At 35.8% G+C, this 17,831-nt stretch carries 17 protein-coding genes; 1 reads left to right on the top strand and 16 read right to left on the bottom strand.

What is annotated here, in order from left to right:
* Nucleotides 1-82: 82 nt before the first annotated feature.
* The 8 genes from tkt to JZO76_RS04290 all read right to left on the bottom strand — a co-directional run bounded on the left by tkt (nucleotide 83) and on the right by JZO76_RS04290 (nucleotide 10,087).
* Nucleotides 83-2,080, bottom strand: a complete 1,998-nt coding sequence (tkt, locus tag JZO76_RS04325; RefSeq protein ID WP_206902950.1) for a transketolase — start codon at nucleotides 2,078-2,080, stop codon at nucleotides 83-85.
* Between the two features lie 54 nt (nucleotides 2,081-2,134).
* A complete protein-coding gene (fsa, locus tag JZO76_RS04320) occupies nucleotides 2,135-2,779 on the bottom strand; it encodes a fructose-6-phosphate aldolase (RefSeq protein ID WP_206902949.1) in 645 nt (214 codons plus the stop codon).
* Nucleotides 2,780-2,792: 13 nt separating this feature from the next.
* Nucleotides 2,793-4,067, bottom strand: a complete 1,275-nt coding sequence (locus tag JZO76_RS04315; protein WP_206902948.1) for a class II D-tagatose-bisphosphate aldolase non-catalytic subunit — start codon at nucleotides 4,065-4,067, stop codon at nucleotides 2,793-2,795.
* 198 nt (nucleotides 4,068-4,265) lie between these two features.
* On the bottom strand, nucleotides 4,266-5,378 hold the full coding sequence (locus tag JZO76_RS04310) for a PTS fructose transporter subunit IIC (protein ID WP_206902947.1): 1,113 nt from the start codon (nucleotides 5,376-5,378) through the stop codon (nucleotides 4,266-4,268).
* Between the two features lie 7 nt (nucleotides 5,379-5,385).
* Complete coding sequence (locus JZO76_RS04305) at nucleotides 5,386-5,700, bottom strand: PTS fructose transporter subunit IIB (protein ID WP_206902946.1); 315 nt, start codon at nucleotides 5,698-5,700, stop codon at nucleotides 5,386-5,388.
* A gap of 12 nt (nucleotides 5,701-5,712) precedes the next feature.
* Nucleotides 5,713-6,180, bottom strand: coding sequence for a fructose PTS transporter subunit IIA (locus JZO76_RS04300; RefSeq protein WP_206903064.1), 468 nt, complete (start codon nucleotides 6,178-6,180; stop codon nucleotides 5,713-5,715).
* Between the two features lie 5 nt (nucleotides 6,181-6,185).
* Nucleotides 6,186-8,102 (bottom strand): BglG family transcription antiterminator, encoded by a 1,917-nt coding sequence (locus JZO76_RS04295; RefSeq protein ID WP_206902945.1) that lies wholly within the window; start codon nucleotides 8,100-8,102, stop codon nucleotides 6,186-6,188.
* A gap of 332 nt (nucleotides 8,103-8,434) precedes the next feature.
* Complete coding sequence (locus JZO76_RS04290; protein ID WP_206902944.1) at nucleotides 8,435-10,087, bottom strand: MutS-related protein; 1,653 nt, start codon at nucleotides 10,085-10,087, stop codon at nucleotides 8,435-8,437.
* Between the two features lie 310 nt (nucleotides 10,088-10,397).
* On the opposite strand from JZO76_RS04290, the gene JZO76_RS04285 reads away from it, so the two are divergent.
* Nucleotides 10,398-11,027, top strand: coding sequence for a DUF6273 domain-containing protein (locus JZO76_RS04285; protein ID WP_206902943.1), 630 nt, complete (start codon nucleotides 10,398-10,400; stop codon nucleotides 11,025-11,027).
* Nucleotides 11,028-11,275: 248 nt separating this feature from the next.
* On the opposite strand, the gene JZO76_RS04280 is transcribed toward JZO76_RS04285, so the two are convergent.
* From JZO76_RS04280 to rpsF, 8 genes are all read right to left on the bottom strand, one after another.
* Nucleotides 11,276-11,506, bottom strand: coding sequence for a hypothetical protein (locus JZO76_RS04280; RefSeq protein ID WP_206902942.1), 231 nt, complete (start codon nucleotides 11,504-11,506; stop codon nucleotides 11,276-11,278).
* Entirely contained in the window at nucleotides 11,496-12,101 is a 606-nt protein-coding gene (locus JZO76_RS04275) for a DUF1700 domain-containing protein (protein WP_206902941.1), read from the bottom strand. Before JZO76_RS04275 ends, JZO76_RS04280 begins: the two co-directional genes overlap by 11 nt.
* The gene (locus JZO76_RS04270; RefSeq protein WP_206902940.1) at nucleotides 12,094-12,414 is read right to left on the bottom strand and encodes a PadR family transcriptional regulator; all 321 of its coding nucleotides are present in this window, start codon (nucleotides 12,412-12,414) and stop codon (nucleotides 12,094-12,096) included. The genes JZO76_RS04275 and JZO76_RS04270 overlap by 8 nt, the downstream gene beginning before the upstream one ends.
* A gap of 315 nt (nucleotides 12,415-12,729) precedes the next feature.
* On the bottom strand, nucleotides 12,730-13,182 hold the full coding sequence (rplI, locus tag JZO76_RS04265) for a 50S ribosomal protein L9 (protein ID WP_206902939.1): 453 nt from the start codon (nucleotides 13,180-13,182) through the stop codon (nucleotides 12,730-12,732).
* A 185-nt stretch (nucleotides 13,183-13,367) separates the two neighbouring features.
* On the bottom strand, nucleotides 13,368-15,317 hold the full coding sequence (locus JZO76_RS04260; RefSeq protein ID WP_206902938.1) for a DHH family phosphoesterase: 1,950 nt from the start codon (nucleotides 15,315-15,317) through the stop codon (nucleotides 13,368-13,370).
* 1,237 nt (nucleotides 15,318-16,554) lie between these two features.
* Nucleotides 16,555-16,791, bottom strand: coding sequence for a 30S ribosomal protein S18 (rpsR, locus tag JZO76_RS04255; RefSeq protein WP_206902937.1), 237 nt, complete (start codon nucleotides 16,789-16,791; stop codon nucleotides 16,555-16,557).
* Between the two features lie 23 nt (nucleotides 16,792-16,814).
* A complete protein-coding gene (gene ssb / locus JZO76_RS04250; protein WP_206902936.1) occupies nucleotides 16,815-17,351 on the bottom strand; it encodes a single-stranded DNA-binding protein in 537 nt (178 codons plus the stop codon).
* Between the two features lie 45 nt (nucleotides 17,352-17,396).
* Entirely contained in the window at nucleotides 17,397-17,696 is a 300-nt protein-coding gene (gene rpsF, locus JZO76_RS04245; protein ID WP_173101904.1) for a 30S ribosomal protein S6, read from the bottom strand.
* Between the last annotated feature and the right edge of the window lie 135 nt (nucleotides 17,697-17,831).

The raw sequence follows: 17,831 nt of genomic DNA, 5'->3' as shown, positions 1-17,831 counted from the left end.
ATTGCTAAGATTTCAATAACAATCTTTAGCAGATTAAGTTTATTTCGTTATCTCTTGTTACTATAGTATTATCATCCAAATATTATAGCGCCTCAAATAAGCGCACAATATTTGCAACAGTAAATCCATAGTTTTCTACCACCAACTCACCTGGTGCACTTGCGCCGAATTTATCAATACTCATTATTTTACCCTGATCACCAACGTATCTTTCCCAACCAAAACTCGAACCCATTTCTATAGATAACCTTTTTGCTACCTCTTTTGGTAGTATTTTCTCTTTATATTCTTCACTTTGAGCTTCAAATAATCTAAACGATGGTAGCGATACTACCGATACATCAATCCCTCTTCTAAGCAATTCTTCTTGTGCTTTGATTGCTAAGTGAACTTCTGATCCTGTAGCAATTAAAATACCCGCTGGAAGAGAACCTTTGGACGGAGAAATAATATAGCCACCTTTTTTAACGCCATTTTTTACATTTTGTGCTACATCAGATAAGGTTGGCAAATTTTGTCTACTGAGAACCAAAACCGTGGGGGTTTGATTGGATTTTACTGCAATTTTCCAAGCTTCTATAGTTTCATTATGATCCGCAGGACGAATAACATTAAGATTTGGCATACAACGTAAACTTGCAAGTTGCTCTACCGGCTCATGCGTCGGGCCGTCTTCCCCAACAGCTATGGAATCGTGTGTAAGCACATAAGTTACAGGTAAGTTTTGTAACGCACTAAGCCTAATGGCTGCACGTAAGTAATCAACAAATACAAAGAATGTACCCCCATAAATTCTTGTTCCGCCATGAAGCTGAATACCATTCATAATTGCTGCCATTGCAAATTCTCGAACACCAAACCAAATATTTCTTCCCTGATAATTATTGGCTTGGAATTCTGTCGTATTAGCTATCATTGTATTATTAGAAGCTGATAAATCAGCTGATCCACCCCAAAGATACGGAATGCGGTCAGCTAGTGACTGAATGATACGTTGACTACTAGAACGACTGGCAATATTCACTTCTGAGATTTCAAACTGCAGCTCTTTTTCCCAATCCTTAGGTAACGTTCCCTTAAATGCTTGAGTATATTGAGTAGCCATTTTGGGATAAGCATTTTGATATTGTGTAAATTGTTCATTCCATGCCTTTTCTAGCGCGGATCCGGGAAGAACTATTTCTGAAATAAAATGACTTCTGACATCTTTATCTACTTTAAAATTAGAATTAGCATCAAAGCCATAAGATTCTTTTATTGAACGAATATCCTTTTCATTTAGTGGTGAACCATGTACTTTAGATGTCCCTTGATGTTCTGAGCCAAAACCGATTACTGTCTTCACCTCTATAAGTGTAGGCTGAGCAGTATTTTCTTTGGCACTTTTTATAGCTTCATAAATTTCATTAAGATCATTGCCATCTTCTACTAAAATATGTTCCCAGCCATATGCTTTAAAGCGTTCACCTACATTTTCTGTAAATGACTTACTTGTTGGTCCATCTAAAGAAATGTCGTTAGAATCATATAATGCAATCAATTTTCCTAATTTAAGATGGCCTGCTAAAGAGCAAGCTTCTTGTGAGACACCTTCCATTAAATCTCCATCGCCACATAAAACATACGTATTGTGATCAACAATTTTAAATTTCTCTTTATTATATTCTGCTGATAAATGAGCTTCTGACATTGCCATCCCTACAGCCATCGCAATACCTTGTCCAAGTGGTCCAGTCGTTGCTTCTACCCCATCGGTATGCCCCACTTCGGGATGTCCCGGTGTTTTTGAATCCCATTGGCGAAAGTTTTTCATATCTTCTAAACTTACCTCATAACCGGATAAGTGCAACAAACTATACAACAAGGCAGAACCATGCCCTGCTGATAAAATAAATCGATCTCTATTTGTCCAATTAGTTGAGGTTAATGGGTTAATTTTTAAAAATTTCGTCCATAAAACATAGGCCATTGGTGCAGCGCCTAGTGGCAATCCTGGATGCCCTGAATTGGCTTTATGAATAGCATCGACACTGAGAGCACGAATAGTATTGATCGCTTTTTGATCTATTTGTTTAAACATAATTTTCTCCTTTTAAAAAAGAATAGCCAACAAATGTCAGCTATTCTTTTTTGTCTATTTATTAAATTTACTCCAATCAGCTAAAAAAGATTGAATTCCTTGATCAGTCAAGGGATGCGTCCATAATTTGGGGAATAATTCCCCTGGTATGGTGGCAATATGTGCCCCTAATTTAGAGACAGATTCTAATTGATATGGTGTCCGTATACTGGCTGCAATAATTTCACTATCAAATTGATACATATCGATTATTTTTCTGAGGTCTGCAATTAATTCAGTTGCATTTGAACCAATATCTTCTAACCTCCCAATAAAAGGACTAATAAAAGTAGCTCCAGCCTTCATAGCCATTAATCCTTGTGATACAGAAAATATCAAAGTAACATTCGTTTTTATTCCTTCTTGCGATAGGATATGGACAGCTTTTAAGCCTTCTTCAGTCATCGGAATTTTTACTACGACATTTTCTCCCCATTTTGATATTTGATGTGCTTCCGCAACCATTTCATCTGCTTTTAATGCGATAACTTCTGCGCTAACGGGTCCACTCGTAATGGAAGCTATTTCCTTTATAACTTCTTCAAAGTCGCGACCCTCTTTTGCAATAATTGAAGGATTCGTTGTAACGCCATCAACTAAACCTAATGAATCAATTCGCCTAATATCATCTACGTTTGCTGTATCCAAAAAGAATTTCATCATTATCTCCTTACTAGCTTAATTTTTTAATGCGTGTTGTCACACCTTTTAAGTTATAACACTCTGCATAATCGCGAATTGGTCGTTTGATATGGTCAATCACATAACGATTACCATCAATATTATGTTGCGCTAAATTTTGATACATTTTGTTAATTTCAGCTTTTACAGCATCATCATTGAATGTATAGTGACCCGCAATATCTAATATTTCAGATTGTAAAGTGGAATCGTCGCTATCCATAATTTGTTCTACTGTTAAATTTTTTTGATCACCAACCATCCATTTGCGCCAACGTTCACTCTTAATGGCGTGCTCTAATAATGTATTTTTTGTATTAGAAGGATTGCTAATAAGACCATATTCCACAAGTTTTTCCTCAACAGCTGCTAAATTCAAATATGCTCGTGTTTCTTCTGTGCCATATTGTGGTGCAACATTTGTAGCGGTAATTTGTGAAGGGATGTGTTCTAATAATGTTACATCATCCAAATAATCACCATTGTGTTCTTTTAAGCCAACACCATATTTTTTTGCCATTTGTGCTAAATCGTAAGCATTTTTAAAGTTGAACGTTCCAACTTGTTCAGTTTTACGTGTCAAGGTTCCAGTTTGTCCTACAATAAAGGTTGGCATTGGTAATCCTTTGTTTTCTAATTCTTTTTTCAGTTGTGTAATAAATGTTTCATATGTTTCTGTAGAAGTTAGCCCTCCATTTGTTTCTTCGGTACCTACTTCATAACCAATTTCGGGTAAATCACGTTTTTTTCTTTCTTCCTCACAAAATTCAATTAAATCTACCGTCCGCTCAAGCACAGTATCTAGCGGAATGACTTTTCCGACTTCAAAGGGGTCTTTGGTAGGATCAATCATAAGAAGATCAAATCCAGCTTCAATATCGGCAACATAAGATTTCTTCCCTAACTCCATAGCTTTTTCTGTAGGTAGATGATCATTTCGTTCTTTATCACGTTGCCAAGGCCCACCGTGATCGCGACATAAGTAATATAAATTATCATAATTGATTGCTTCAGCTACTTCTTTTACTGCTGCGGCAAAAGTAAACTGATTCCATCCATTTACATAACCGCCGCCTAATTCATCTGCATCCACCTGATTTCGAGATGCGATAAACATGACCGGATAATCATCTTCTTGTGATAATTCTAGTGTTGCTTGGACACAATTTTTTGACATAGGTCCAATCCCTAATAATGTGGCACTTTCTCCTGTTTCTTGTAATTGTAACAGCCCTTGAACGACTTCTTTAATTGGTAATTTACTCATTGATAATAATCTCCTCTCAAATTTTATTTATCTTTTGACTAAAGTATAAAACTGACTATTTTTGCTGAATATAACAATTTATTGCAAGAAGTTTTTGTCACAAGAAAAGTTGTTGCAAATTTCTCTTGCTAAAGGAAAACCAGCTAGTTTTAACTAAACAAGCCGGTTTTCTCCATATGGGAATTCTATTAAACTTATCTATTTCGTAAGCTCAACGCCACCCACACTATTTTTTTGTTCTTTTGTTTCTTTTTTGTTTTCAACAACCAAATCTGGCTTAGTAAAATGAAGAATGGCTACTGAAACCAATACACCAATGGCCATTGCAATAACATACCAAAGTTTACCATTCACTACTGGCAAAATAATTAATCCGCCATGGGGTACTAAAGCTTCCACCCCATTTGCCATACCAATCGCTCCGCCTACTGCGGAACCAATGATAATGGCTGGTAGCACTCGTTTAATATCTTTTACGGCAAACGGGATTGCTCCTTCAGTGATGCCAATTAATCCCATAAATAATGCTGAAACACCCAAATCTTTATCTTCATTAGTATATTTTTTTCGATCAATAAAAGTTGAAATCGCCATTGCTAATGGAGGGATAGCTACAGCAATACGGTGAGCTCCATTTGGCGCATAGATTCCTTCGGACATAAGGGCCAAAGTGAAAGCCGTTGCCGTCTTATTAATTGGTCCTCCCATATCAATCGCTGTCATAGCCCCAATAATAAGACCTAATAAAATAGCACTTCCACCTTGCATTTCGCCAAGAACTTTTACAAGCCAATCCATAGCAGCCCCAATTGGAACAGCAATTATATAAATATAAACCATGCCAAGAACAAAAGTTGTTACAACTGGTACGATCAAAATTGGCATAATCGTTTTAATTGTATTAGGTACTTGCCATGTTTTGCACCATCTCACAAAATAGCCAACAGCTACCCCCATGATCATAGCCCCTAAAAATCCAGTTTTAACCTGACCTTCCCCAATGGGATTATTTGCTACAAAACCAAGGATCATAGCCGGTGCCAAAGCTGGTTTTCCTGCTAAAGCATTTGCAATATATCCAGATAACAAAGGAATCATCATTGCAAAACCAGCCGCACCCAAATCATTCAAGTTCTTCATAAATGGATTCGTAATTTCCATACCAGCATCGGTTGCTTTACCTGTTGCCAAAGCAATTGCTAGAAAAATACCTCCAACTACAACTGCCGGTAACATGAAAGATACACCTGTATTAAATGCTTTTTGTAAATCCTTGAAAAATTTATTCCCTTTTTTATCCACTTTTTTCATCCCCTTTTTATAATTTTTCTACTTTATCAAAAACTTCACTAGGGTGCTTAATCACTTCGCCCGGATCAACTGTAAATACCTTACCTTCTCCGTCTTTTTCTTCAAAGCGTTCTTCCCCTTCAATGCCAATCGCAACAGCTAAAATGACAAAATCAGCGTCATCAACGTCTTCTTGTTCCAGCTCATTTTCAATACCCATACTACCTTGTGTTTCGACCATTACTTGATACCCTCTTTTTGCTGCTTCTTTTTCAATCGCTTCTTGCGCCATATAAGTGTGCGCAATTCCTGTGGGACATGCTGTTACTGCTACAATTTTCATAATAATTCCTCCTTATAGTTCAATTGAACTTAATTGGTTATATATCAATTCTGTATCGTTCATTTCCAAAAGGTTTTTCCGAAATTCTTCATCTAGTAACTTTTTACTTAGCTGTGAAATGAATTTTAAATGAAGTTTTCCTTCACTTTCTTCTGGTACACCAATTAAAAAAATTAAATTCACTTTTTCATCACTTTTTTCAGACCATTGAAATAATTCATTTGTTCTTAAGAAAGCAATAAAAGGGTGTTGGACAGCCTTAGTTTTTCCATGCGGCATGGCAATCTGATAGCCAATTGCTGTTGAAACTTGCTCTTCTCGATTTTTAACGGCTGAGATTACTTCCGCAATATTCGTGACATACCCTGTTTGTGCTGCATTTTGAATAATATGTTGAATAACTTGCATTTGGTCCATTTCATTTTGATTAATAAAAATTAAATCTTTTGATAATACATCTCGCTTTTCAACACCTTGCATATTCTTCACTCCTTTATAACGTCTAGCAATAATTGCTTATTTTTTATATTTCTTATTGAAGTAAGTTTTGTTGGATTATCTAAAATCTGGTATATATCAGATAATATTTCTCTGATTTTTTTTGTATCTTCACTAGCAATACAAATTAGAAAAATTACATCAACAAAATACTCATTCCATTTCATTTTCTTTTTATTTTTAATAATGGCTATAACCGTTTTATTGACATATAGTGAGTTTCCATGCGGCACACTTGTTCCGCTTGGAAGATCTGTTCCACCTAGATTTTCCCGATTTAAAACAGATTTAATAAATTCCGTTTGAATATATCCTTTTTTTTCTAAATCACTACCTATTGATTCGATTAATTCCTCTCGTGAAGAAAAATTTGTGTTAAAGTAAATTTCATCATCATAAATAAAATTATTTAGCATCCGTATTTTTTTGTTATTTTTTGTAGTGTTTTGTTTGCTGATACCGAGGCTATATTTTGAAATTTTATTCATATCTTCTTCATTTAAAAAAGGTGAAACATACAAAATATTATGATGTTGCAATTCTAGTTTTATCGTAGATATGATCAGGTCGTATGACTCTATATTTAAGTTTCTTAATTCACCTGCAGATGCAACTTCTAGTTTATCCAACGAAGGGAGAATACTTTTTATTCTGTTTATCAATAATTCTGAAGTAGCAATCCCCATCTGACATACAATCAAAATTCTTTTATTCAACTTTGCTCTTTCAATTGCAGCTTGAAAATACATCGTCAAAAAAGCAATTTCATCTTCATTAAACGAAATACCAACTTCTGATTCATATTCACTGAGTACTACCCATATCACATTAAATGTGAGTGAAAATTCTTTTTTTATTTGCGAAGTAAAGGGATTCTCTGTTTTATTGTTAGATTTTAATCGATACAACATAGGTGGGATATGATTTCTAAGTTGTTCTTCTAAGTGAACATCATCTGATAATTGAACCTTTAAAGACTCAGATACTTTACTAATTAATTTATCTACTAATTCCCTATCAACCGATTCATCTGGTAAGGATTCAAAGCGGTTCGAAATTAAATGTTGTGATAAAAACTCGACATCTGAATCATTAAATTGTATTTTTAATCGATTTGCTGCCTTACTAAGCAATGATTCTGCACTTTTTTTATAAAAGCGATTATTTTTTTGATTCTTTTGAATATTAGATTGATTAAAATGCTTATTTTTCTTTAAGCGATATACTAAAATAATAAAAATACTCAAAATGTTCTGTATATAATAATCAGAAATTGCATTCACGTTATCTCGCACATACGTATAAAGTATATTTGAACATGCAGAAACTAAATTTTCTCCATAGTAACGTTCCAACAGTCTGACATTTTCATGCACAGAACCATCATCAAAAATATCGAAATTACTAATTAAATAGCGGTTAAATTGCAACAATCCTTTTTGGAAGTCTTCTTCACTTCCTGATAGTCTAGTTCCTTGTAAATCACTTACCAAATTTAAATGATTTCCTACCTGTAAAATTTTCATTATCAGAGTCAAATCATTCTTTATTGAAGTTTTACTAACGAGAAACTGATCAGATAATTGATTAAAACTAGTTATCTCTTGGTCGAATAAGAGCATTTCCATAATTTCTATTCTTCGCGTGACTAATGAATACTCATCAAACAAATCGTCTGTATCTTGTTCGAATCCAACCTCCTTTAAATTTTTTAGAGCGATTCCAACACCTCTTTTTTTCTCTAAGAACATTCCTGAGCTACTAATATAAGGTTCAATAGCTTTTAGTTCTGAGTGAACTGTACGCTTTGAAACGCCTAACTTATTAGCGAAAAAATCAACAGTCTGAAATCGTTCTTGTTGAAGCATGACTTCTACTAATTCTTTTTGTCTCCTACTCAGCATGACGACAAATCCTTTCTGAATCTCAAAAAATATGTGAGCGTTGCCATCCCTGTAACTGAATTATAGATTGCCCAATTTTTTTTGAATATCACAATATATTGCAACAAGTGATAGCGTTTACAAAAACTTGTTGCAATTTATAAAAAATAAATGCTAGTTATTTTTCTTTACTATCCTATTTTTATGAACAACAAAAGAACGTTATTGTATATATGTTCTTTAAGAATATACATAATAAAAATAAGAATTCTACAAAAACAAGATTGTTTTTATAAAATTCTTATTTTTATAGAAATTATTATTCAATAACATATTTTGATTTTTTATCCCCCTTACGCCAACACTTGCCAACTTTTTTTCTGATCAAAATAAGCCGCTTCTTTTTTAGCATTTGCAACTAATGTAGCAGGGTAGCCTAAAACGCCAAGTAACGCGATGGCGTTGCGGGATTTTGCTGCGCCTTGACGCAAGCGATAGTCAAATGTGATACCATTTTCAGCGGTGACTTGTTCTTCAAAATGGAGATTGTCACAACTGTTTTTCAAAATTTCGGTTAGTTCGATGTCGTGAGTTGCGACAAAGGCCAAGCTAGCTTGTTGTGATAACCACTCTACTACACTGCTGGAGGCAGCAATTCGTTCGATCGTATTGGTACCTTTTAAAATTTCATCAATAAAGCAATAACAGCGTTCGTTGGTTGCAACTTTGTCCAATAAACGTTTAATTGATTTGATCTCAGCCACAAAATAGCTATCTCCTTCAAATAAATCATCTTCAACAGCCATCGAACTTAATACATGCCCTGGTTCTAATGTGAAGGATTCAGCAGTTGCGGTATTAATCGATTGCGCTAAAATGCAGTTGATTGCGATACTTTTGACATAAGTGGATTTTCCTGAAGCATTGGAGCCTGTTACGAGCGTATTTTTTTGCCAGTCGACTGGATTAGCCACGGCATGTTGAATTAAAGGATGATAAATCGCTTGTGCAACGACACCACCTTCTTTTACCACAGGCTGACACGTTAAGGGCATATACGTCCGAAAATTCAAAATCGCTAAGGCAACTTCTAAATCCCCTAAATTATCCCATAGTGAGATGGCCGCTTTATTGTACCGCGCAATTTTTCCTAATACATAATTATAAGAAATCAACGGCAATAAAAAGATCATATTAACCAGTTCAAATAAAATTTCGGCTTCTGAATTTCCTTTGACGCGAAAAGAAAAAGCGAATTTTTCAATGCCTTTAAAGGGTTTTACTTTTTCTTTTATGTCGGCTTGTAACGGGGTTGCAACTTTGCTTAATTTTTTAGCCAAAACCAGCGTTTGCACCAGATAACGCATGATTGCCAGTTCTCTTTCCAAACGAAATTTTTGGGTGAAATAGAGGATTACATTTAAAAAGAAGCTTAATAAAATAACAATTAAAAATAAAGCTGGTTGCAATGGCAACGCTAAAATCGCCAAAATTGGTATACATCCTAAAATAACATATAGCCATGTGTTTGGTAATTTATTTTTACCACCTTCTGCCAGATATTGCTTGGAAAAATTATTGTCTTGTTTCCCTAAATTTGCAAAAAGATATTGCACTTTTTCTCTTGTCGCTGAGTTTTCAGCAAAAAATTTGATTAAGGCTTCATAGCGTTTTTGATCGTTAAAGTTGTAATTGCGCAAACGCTTGTAAAGAGCTTCTGAACCTACGCTGGAGTAAGTATTGTTCAACAAGGCAAAAATACTAGCCATATCTAAATCATACCAAGTCAAATCATCGACTTCTGCTTCATAGTGATGATATTTCTTTTCTTCCAGCCAGGCTTCTTTCAAACTTTCCTCTTGATCAAGCCGGCTTTGATATGGCTGTGTCCCCCATTTTTGTCGGATACTTTGTTTTAACTTCATCCTAGACCGGTAATTCAGCGCAACTAACACCACCGGTACAAAGACTGCGAGCGTTATGACTAAAATCATTTCTTGTGACATTTTTACACCTCATCAATTTTAGTTATTCATTTTTTCTAACCTATTTTTAGTCCCACAACTAAAAACACGCATAAATTTTGCAATGGCTTCTTTTATAAAAAGTAAAAATAGCGATCCACTTGCAACGTGTCCTTATTATACCGGATATAATCTTTTATTTTTAAGCTTTTTTATTTCTGAGTTGTTCTGGCAACTGTAACGGATACGCTTTTATGCTAAAATTAAAATATCATTATAAAAAGTAGGCCTTTTTTCTATCTTTTAGTCAGAATTAAAATGACTTAACGGCCTAACTAAAAAGGAGACGACTATGGAAATTGGCGATACACTGACTTTTGATCGTTTTACTTGGCGGATATTAGCAAAAGAGGAGCGGCGCCTCTTATTGATAACAGAAGATATTATCCAGCAGCGTCCCTATCATCACAAAAAAGGAGATGTCACTTGGGAAACCAGTGGAGTAAGAGCCTATTTAAACGACACCTTCTACCAATCATTTGCACCTCAAAATAGGGCAAAAATTTTAACTACTGAAATTTTGACAGCTGATAATCCCTGGTACAACGTTACTGGCGGCAATAAGACCTACGATCACATTTTCCTGCTAAGCTTAGAAGAAGTGGTCTGCCACTATTTTGGTGACAGCAGCAAAAACCTTATGCAAAAAAGCCCGAAACAGCGGTATTGGTTCCAAAAGAAAGATCCAAATAATGATCAACGCCGCGCCTTTTATGATCAGCATATTTGGTGGTGGTGGCTGCGTACTCCTGGGCGCGATTTGCAGCGGGCAATTTATATACACGGTGACGGCAACGTCGGAATTCAGGGTAATAAAACAGATCACTACAGTAGCACCACCATTCACCCGCTAACAGGTGATAATAGTGGTGGTTTGCGCCCAGCATTATGGCTTTCCCTTGATTCTTCCACTGATTTTTAAATTTCCTAAGTTTACTGATACAAAAAAACAGTCTGATTTAGGATGCTTTTCTGATTGCAATATAAAGACAAAAAAACCAACTTCTTCTGACGAAAAAATACGTTGCGTCAAACAGAAATTGGTGTTTTTTAGTCTTATTTTTTTATTTCAGAGAAATGGTTGACCTATATTCTCCACTTTACCAAATGCGCTCCTTGAAAAGCCCATTGTAGGCAATTAATTTTAGTAAACTGAACCGAGAAACAGTTTTAGTCTTCAAACATATTGTCTAACTTGTGTTCTACTTTTTCCCATTCATCTTCATGTTTTGTGTCGCTAAAATCATCAGAATCAAAACGAATTACGCGGTACCAAGCATCTTGATGGCCACCAGAAATCGCCTGTAAATCGCCACCGGATATGATAAACGCTGCCGCAATAGACACAAAACCTATGCCAATACAAACTACGCCAAGTTTTACGATACGTTTAAAATCCATAAGCAGTCACCTGGCCTTTCATTTTGCCAATGATAAATTTGGTCAAATTAAAGGTGATCTTCAAAAGACTACCGCCAATTTTCCAAGTAATCACACCACAAATTAAACCTAACCCTAAAAGCAATGCACCACTGCCAAATTGAAGCAAACCAATTCCCAGACCATCACCAAAAGCAAAAAAAGAAGTCAGCATTGCAAAGGGTCCTCCGATAATGCCAGCTAAGGTGAAACTGCCGGTAATAATTAACGGCACCCATAAAATGATGTAGGCACTAATAAATAAACAAAACGCGGCTAGCGCTAAACTGCCCCACAAAGGAAAGCCGAGAATTAATAAAATAATTACCCAAGGTGCAACTTTTTTCACCGCAGTTTGGGGTGTATTTCGCAAAAAATCTCCTTTGAAAAATTCAGATTGTGCCACGATTTCAGCCGAATCACCTACCATCGCAACAGCTTCTGCTTCAGTATAGCCATCTGCAATAAAATCTCGGATAACTTCATCATAATAATCAATAAATTCTGAGGCTTCTAATTGATCGACGCCTGCCGGCAACGCTGCCATCAAATTCGCTAAAAACTGTCTTCTATCCATTTTGCGTCAAACTCCTTCCAATGTACTCATAAATTGAGACAACTTGTTTTTTACCCTTATAAAAAATCTTCAAATTCTGCTGCCCTTTTGCTGTGATACGATAATATTTTCGTAATCGACCGTTAAATTCTTCTTTATACGTCTCAACTAACTGCTGTTTTTCCAATCGTTTCAAAATCGGATACAACGTGGACTCACTGATGTGAATGATAGGCGAGATATTTTTAACAATTTCATAGCCATAAGAATCTTGCTGCAATAAAAACGCCAATACACAGTATTCCAATAGGCCTCTTTTTAATTGACTATCCAAGTTATCACCGCCTTTATTATTACCTTACACATGATACTATACATGACATAGTATTGGTGAGCAATTATTTTCTGCTACGAAGAATAAAAATCAGCCTTTGGTCTGAGAAGGAAAGCTTAAAGAGTTCGTGCGTCATGCTGGAAACCTAATTTTATCAGCAAATCGTATCAGTCCTGATAAAAAAACAAACTTCCAAACATTCGATTTTTAATCTACAGTTGGAAGTTTGTTTGCCTGTTTTATTTCTAAATTCCGCGGTAATTTCGGCTTGTTGCCACAGATCTACTACTGCAAGAAAGCGTTATTGGTTAAAATTTATTCTTCTCCAACATGAACTTTCAACGTTGCGACGACATCAGGATGCAACTTAGCCGGCACATTGGTGAAGCCAAGGGAGCGAATTGGATTTTCCAACTCGATTTTGCGTTTGTCAATTTTGACATTGTATTGTTTTTCTAAAGCAGTGGCGATTTGTTTTGAAGGAATTGACCCAAATAGACGGCCGTCCTCGCCAGCTTTGGCTTTTAATTCAATCACTGTTTCTTCTTTTTCTAATGTTTCTTTTAATGCTTTTGCTTCGGCCAAAATTTCAGCATCGTGCTTGTCTTGCGCTTTCTTTTTGGCTGCTAATTCAGCGACATTTCCTTTATTGGCTTCTTGTGCCAATTTATTTTTAATTAAATAGTTTTGTGCGTAACCAGTGGGTACTTCTTTGATTTCGCCTTTTTTACCTTTACCTTTTACATCAGCTAAAAAAATAACTTTCATGTTAATTTCCTCCTTGTAAAGCTGTTTATTCGACCTTGTTTACAGACATCTGCCAGTCAGGCTAAAAATTTTCTGACATTATGCATTTTGTGAAAGGTCAAATCAAGTCCTAAATTTTTATAATCCCGCTGTTTTAAACTGTTTTTTTCTTGCTGTTACTGTAAAACAATTTCAGACAGCAGCAATTATTCTTGTTTTAGACTATGTTGTATCTCATTATAAAGCATTGTTTTCACTTCGTTAAGGGATTTCTCTTTGATTTGTGTGGCCGCATTGGTAAAATGACCGCCACCGCCCAAATCTTCCATAATAGATTGGACATTTATTTTGCCATTACTTCGCGCCGAAATACCAACTAATCCATCTTGGCGCTTCGTGATTACAAAAGAAGCCTGAACATCATTCATAGAAAGTAAGGTATCGGCTGTTTTGGCAGTCGTTACACTATCGTAAATCTTATCTTCACTAGCGCAAGCCACCACAATATCTTGATCAATAAATTCACTTTTTGAAACCAATTCACTAATCTCTAAAAATGAAGTTAAATCCGAACTTAGGATGTATTGCACCAATTCACCATTGGCTCCTTTTGATTTTAAATAACTTGCAATGTCAAAAGTTCTAGAACTGGTACGGACAGAAAAATTCTTCGTATCGACAAAAATTCCGGCTAATAATAACGTCGCAGTCATTTTATCCATTTGTTTTTTGGTGCTACTTTGATATTGAATTAACTCTCCTACTAATTCCGAAGCAGAAGAAGCGGAAGATTCAATATAGGTCAACAGGGGTTGTGTCGGGAATTCTTCGCCCCGGCGATGATGATCGATAATCACTACCTTGTCAAATTTCTCATAAAGCTCCTGAGAGATCGATAGCGACGGTTTGTGGTAATCCACCATCACAAGTAGGCTATTTTGCTTAATCTGTCCTAGAGCCTGTTTAACCGAGATTAAATGGCCTTCTAGTTCTTCGTCTTTATGGATCTCTTGTAAACAGCGTTCCACATCAGGAATCAACTCATTTTCATTGATGACCACATAACTGGTTTTCCCTTGAAAATCGGCTAAGGTCGCCACACCATAGGCTGAACCAATCGCATCCATATCCGGATAACGATGCCCCATGATATAAATATCTTCAGCAGCAGCTAAAATTTTATTCAGCGCAGTTCCCATTGCTCGCGAACGAACGCGTGTTCTCTTTGTAACGCTGGCAGTCTTCCCGCCATAAAATTTCGGCTTCGCTTCATCGTTGGCTTCTTTAACTACAACTTGATCGCCCCCGCGTACCAAAGCAATATCTAAACAAGTTTGAGAAACTTCCCCAATTTTTTCACCGGTTTGATCGCCATAACTAATTCCCATACTAATTGTTAAAGGAATAGATTGCTCTTCGGCTGCTGTCCGGATCTTATCCAATAAAGAAAACTGTTCTTGTGCCATTTTCTTAATATCAGAGGCGTGGGCCACAAAATAAAAACGTTCCGCGTTCAGTCGTTTCAAATAAATACCGTATTCATCTGACCAATCGGAGATGAAGGTCGTCACAAACGAGTTTAAGTACGAAGTCTCTTTGGCATCCATTTTATCTACAACGTCATCGTAATTATCAACTGAGATAATGCCAATTGCAGTTTGTTGACTGGCTTGATAATTTTGCGCAGCGACTTCTGTCGTTTTATCTAGTAAAAAGACAATATTTTTTTGCCGATCAATGATATATTCAAAACTTTTATCAGAAACTCGCAAAGTACCCTCGTCTTTACTACCGACTAAAAGCGGCTTCAACGTCTTATCCCACAGCAAATCTTGCCCTACTTGTTCGTTCAAATCTAATGCCCGATGATTCATCCAATCCAAACGAAACGTTTTTGGCTGATAAATAAAGATAATCGAAGGGGAAACACTAGACAAAAACTTAGAGTTATCAATAGCAATTTGTGCCGATTTTCGAATTCGTTGATCATCTGTCAAAGCTTGTAAATTTTGCAACGTATAATAAACATAATAGACAAAGACATTTATCGCAGCAAAAAGAACCAGGTTCACCCATAAATTGGGATTAAACACCAAACAGATGAATTCTACAATGAAAACTAGCACCATCACTTTTAGAAAAGGGTATTTTTTCATAGTTTACTCCTCATTTTAACGTCATTTCATCCTATCTTATTGCTTTTAAGTAAGACGGTTACCTCACGTAAACAATTTGACTGACGTAAAAATATTCTCTAACAAAACCAGCAAACATTTCATTTTGCTACCCTCCATTTTATCATAAATCCTATAATAGCGCGATTTTTAGTCTTTTTATACGCAGCAATCAAATGTTTCACGTGAAACATTGCGACTGAACTACATTTCCCCTTTTAAAATGTTTCACATGAAACATTTTTAAAATTACAAACAGACCGTAGCTGACTGTCAAGAGTTACACTATGACTAGTTACATATCATTTGATTATCTTCTGGGAGTAACTTATTACCTCCTTGCAATAGTTCAGCATTTTTTCACTTTAGCTACTCCTTACTTATAATTTAGCGCAAAGAGTAGTCATTACCGATATTTTTTTACAAGATTCGTATTAATAGTAATCGGCTATACAATCTTTTTAAATAACATTTTAGAATTACATGCATAAGTATTCAACTGCTGTATAATCAGTTTGCGCTACTTTGCACAAACTTATTTTTCTCATTATTAGTAAATAGAATAGTTTTCCACAGTGTGGATAAGTTTTTTGGTATTTTGTGTTTATCTTGCGGTTTTTTAGCGATCCAACACTGGATTGTACTATTTTTAAGATTGTGGATAAATAGGTGAATTTGAGCTTTTTTTCTATTGCCTGACTTTCAATTTTTTTAAATTGGACAAATTATTTTCTTTTACAAATTTTGAATTATCTATTTCAAGTAACTGAATCTCTAACTATAAAAAAACAAAGTTTGCAAATAGAGCAGCCTGAAAGTAGGGAATAATCTTAAAAGAATTCTCCTCAAGTATTAAATAAAGCAAATTAAAAGGACTAATTTTATAAGCTATTTTATTTGTCACGTAGTAAAATTTCCAGTACTTTAACTTCTAATATTCCTTTTCTAGGCTTATAGAAGAAGCTAAATTATTTGGGCTAGCATGAACAGCTGTGCAACGTTGCTTACATACCAAAATAATATTGAATTTCAATAAAAATTCCTCAAATTTCTCAAGCTTTTGATTGATTGCTACCTAAAATGTTATGTATGAAGCTAGACAGCCGGCGACAGTCAAATCAATATTTTTCTCATGAAATTTCATATTTTCTTGCTAGACAAAAAAAGAGGTTGAAAGAATCGTCAAAATGACTTTTCTTTCAACCTCTTAAAATAATTTTTAGTCTTCGCTTACGAAAGGTAGTAAGCCCATAATCCGTGCGCGTTTGATCGCTACGGTTAATTTACGTTGGTTTTTCGCGCCAGTACCAGTTACACGACGTGGTAAAATTTTACCGCGTTCTGAAATGAATCGTTTTAACAATTCGATATCTTTGTAATCGATGTGTTCGATGTGGTTAGCTGCGATATAGTCTACTTTGCGACGTTTACGTCCGCCTCTTCTTTGTTGTGCCATCCTATTTCCCTCCTATCAATTGCTTAGAATGGTAAATCATCGTCTGAAATGTCGATGGTTGATGCGTCAGACCCGAATGGATCAGAAGTGTCGCGATCAAAACTCGGCATTCCGTTGTTTTGAGAAGGTTGGTTTTGATTAAAATTGTTTTGTTGGCTGGCACCACCATAATTATTGTTGAAACCACCGCCACCATTCGTGGTAGTACTACCGCCACTTTGTTGACGTTGTTCATTGGCAGAACGTGATTCTAATAATTGGAAGTTTTCAGCAACCACTTCAGTCACGTAAACACGTTGACCTTGTTGGTTTTCATAATTCCGAGTTTGAATGCGGCCAGTAACTCCTAGCAGCGTTCCTTTGCGGGCATAATTTGCTAAAGTTTCGGCTGGTTTACGCCAGATTACACAATTGATAAAATCTGCTTCGCGATCACCGCTTTGGTTCGTGAAATTACGATTTACTGCTAGAGTAAAAGTCGCAACTGCAGCACCATTGCCTGTGTAGCGCAAATCAGGATCTTTTGTTAATCTACCGACTAAAACGACATTGTTAATCAAACCGGTTCATCTCCTCGTCATAGATTTGTTTCACGTGAAACAATATTAAGCTTCTTCCTTAACGATCATGTGACGCAAAATTCCGTCGTTGATCTTTGCTAAACGGTCAAATTCATTGATCGCTGCAGCATCTGATGGAGAAGTAACTTTGACGATATGATAGATACCTTCACGGAATCCGTTCATTTCATACGCTAGACGGCGTTTTTCCCAATCTTTTGATTCAACAACTTCAGCGCCGTTGTCTTTTAAGATTGCATCAAAACGTTCGATCAAAGCAGTTTTTGCTTCTTCATCAATGTTTGGACGAATGATGTACATGATTTCATACTTCGTGTTTTCCATTGATTTTTCACCTCCCTATGGACTTTAGGCCCTTAGCTTCCTAAGAGCAGAGAGAGTATCATTGAGACTACTCACAAAGTAGAATTATACAGGAAAAAGGCCATTTGCGCAAGAGTTTTTTATTGGCAGCTTAAG

It is taken from the genome of Candidatus Enterococcus myersii (assembly GCF_017316025.1).
Lineage (GTDB): Bacteria > Bacillota > Bacilli > Lactobacillales > Enterococcaceae > Enterococcus_C > Enterococcus_C montenegrensis.
The sequence above is the reverse complement of the archived record's forward strand: the minus strand, read 5'-3'. Positions and strand labels throughout refer to the sequence as shown.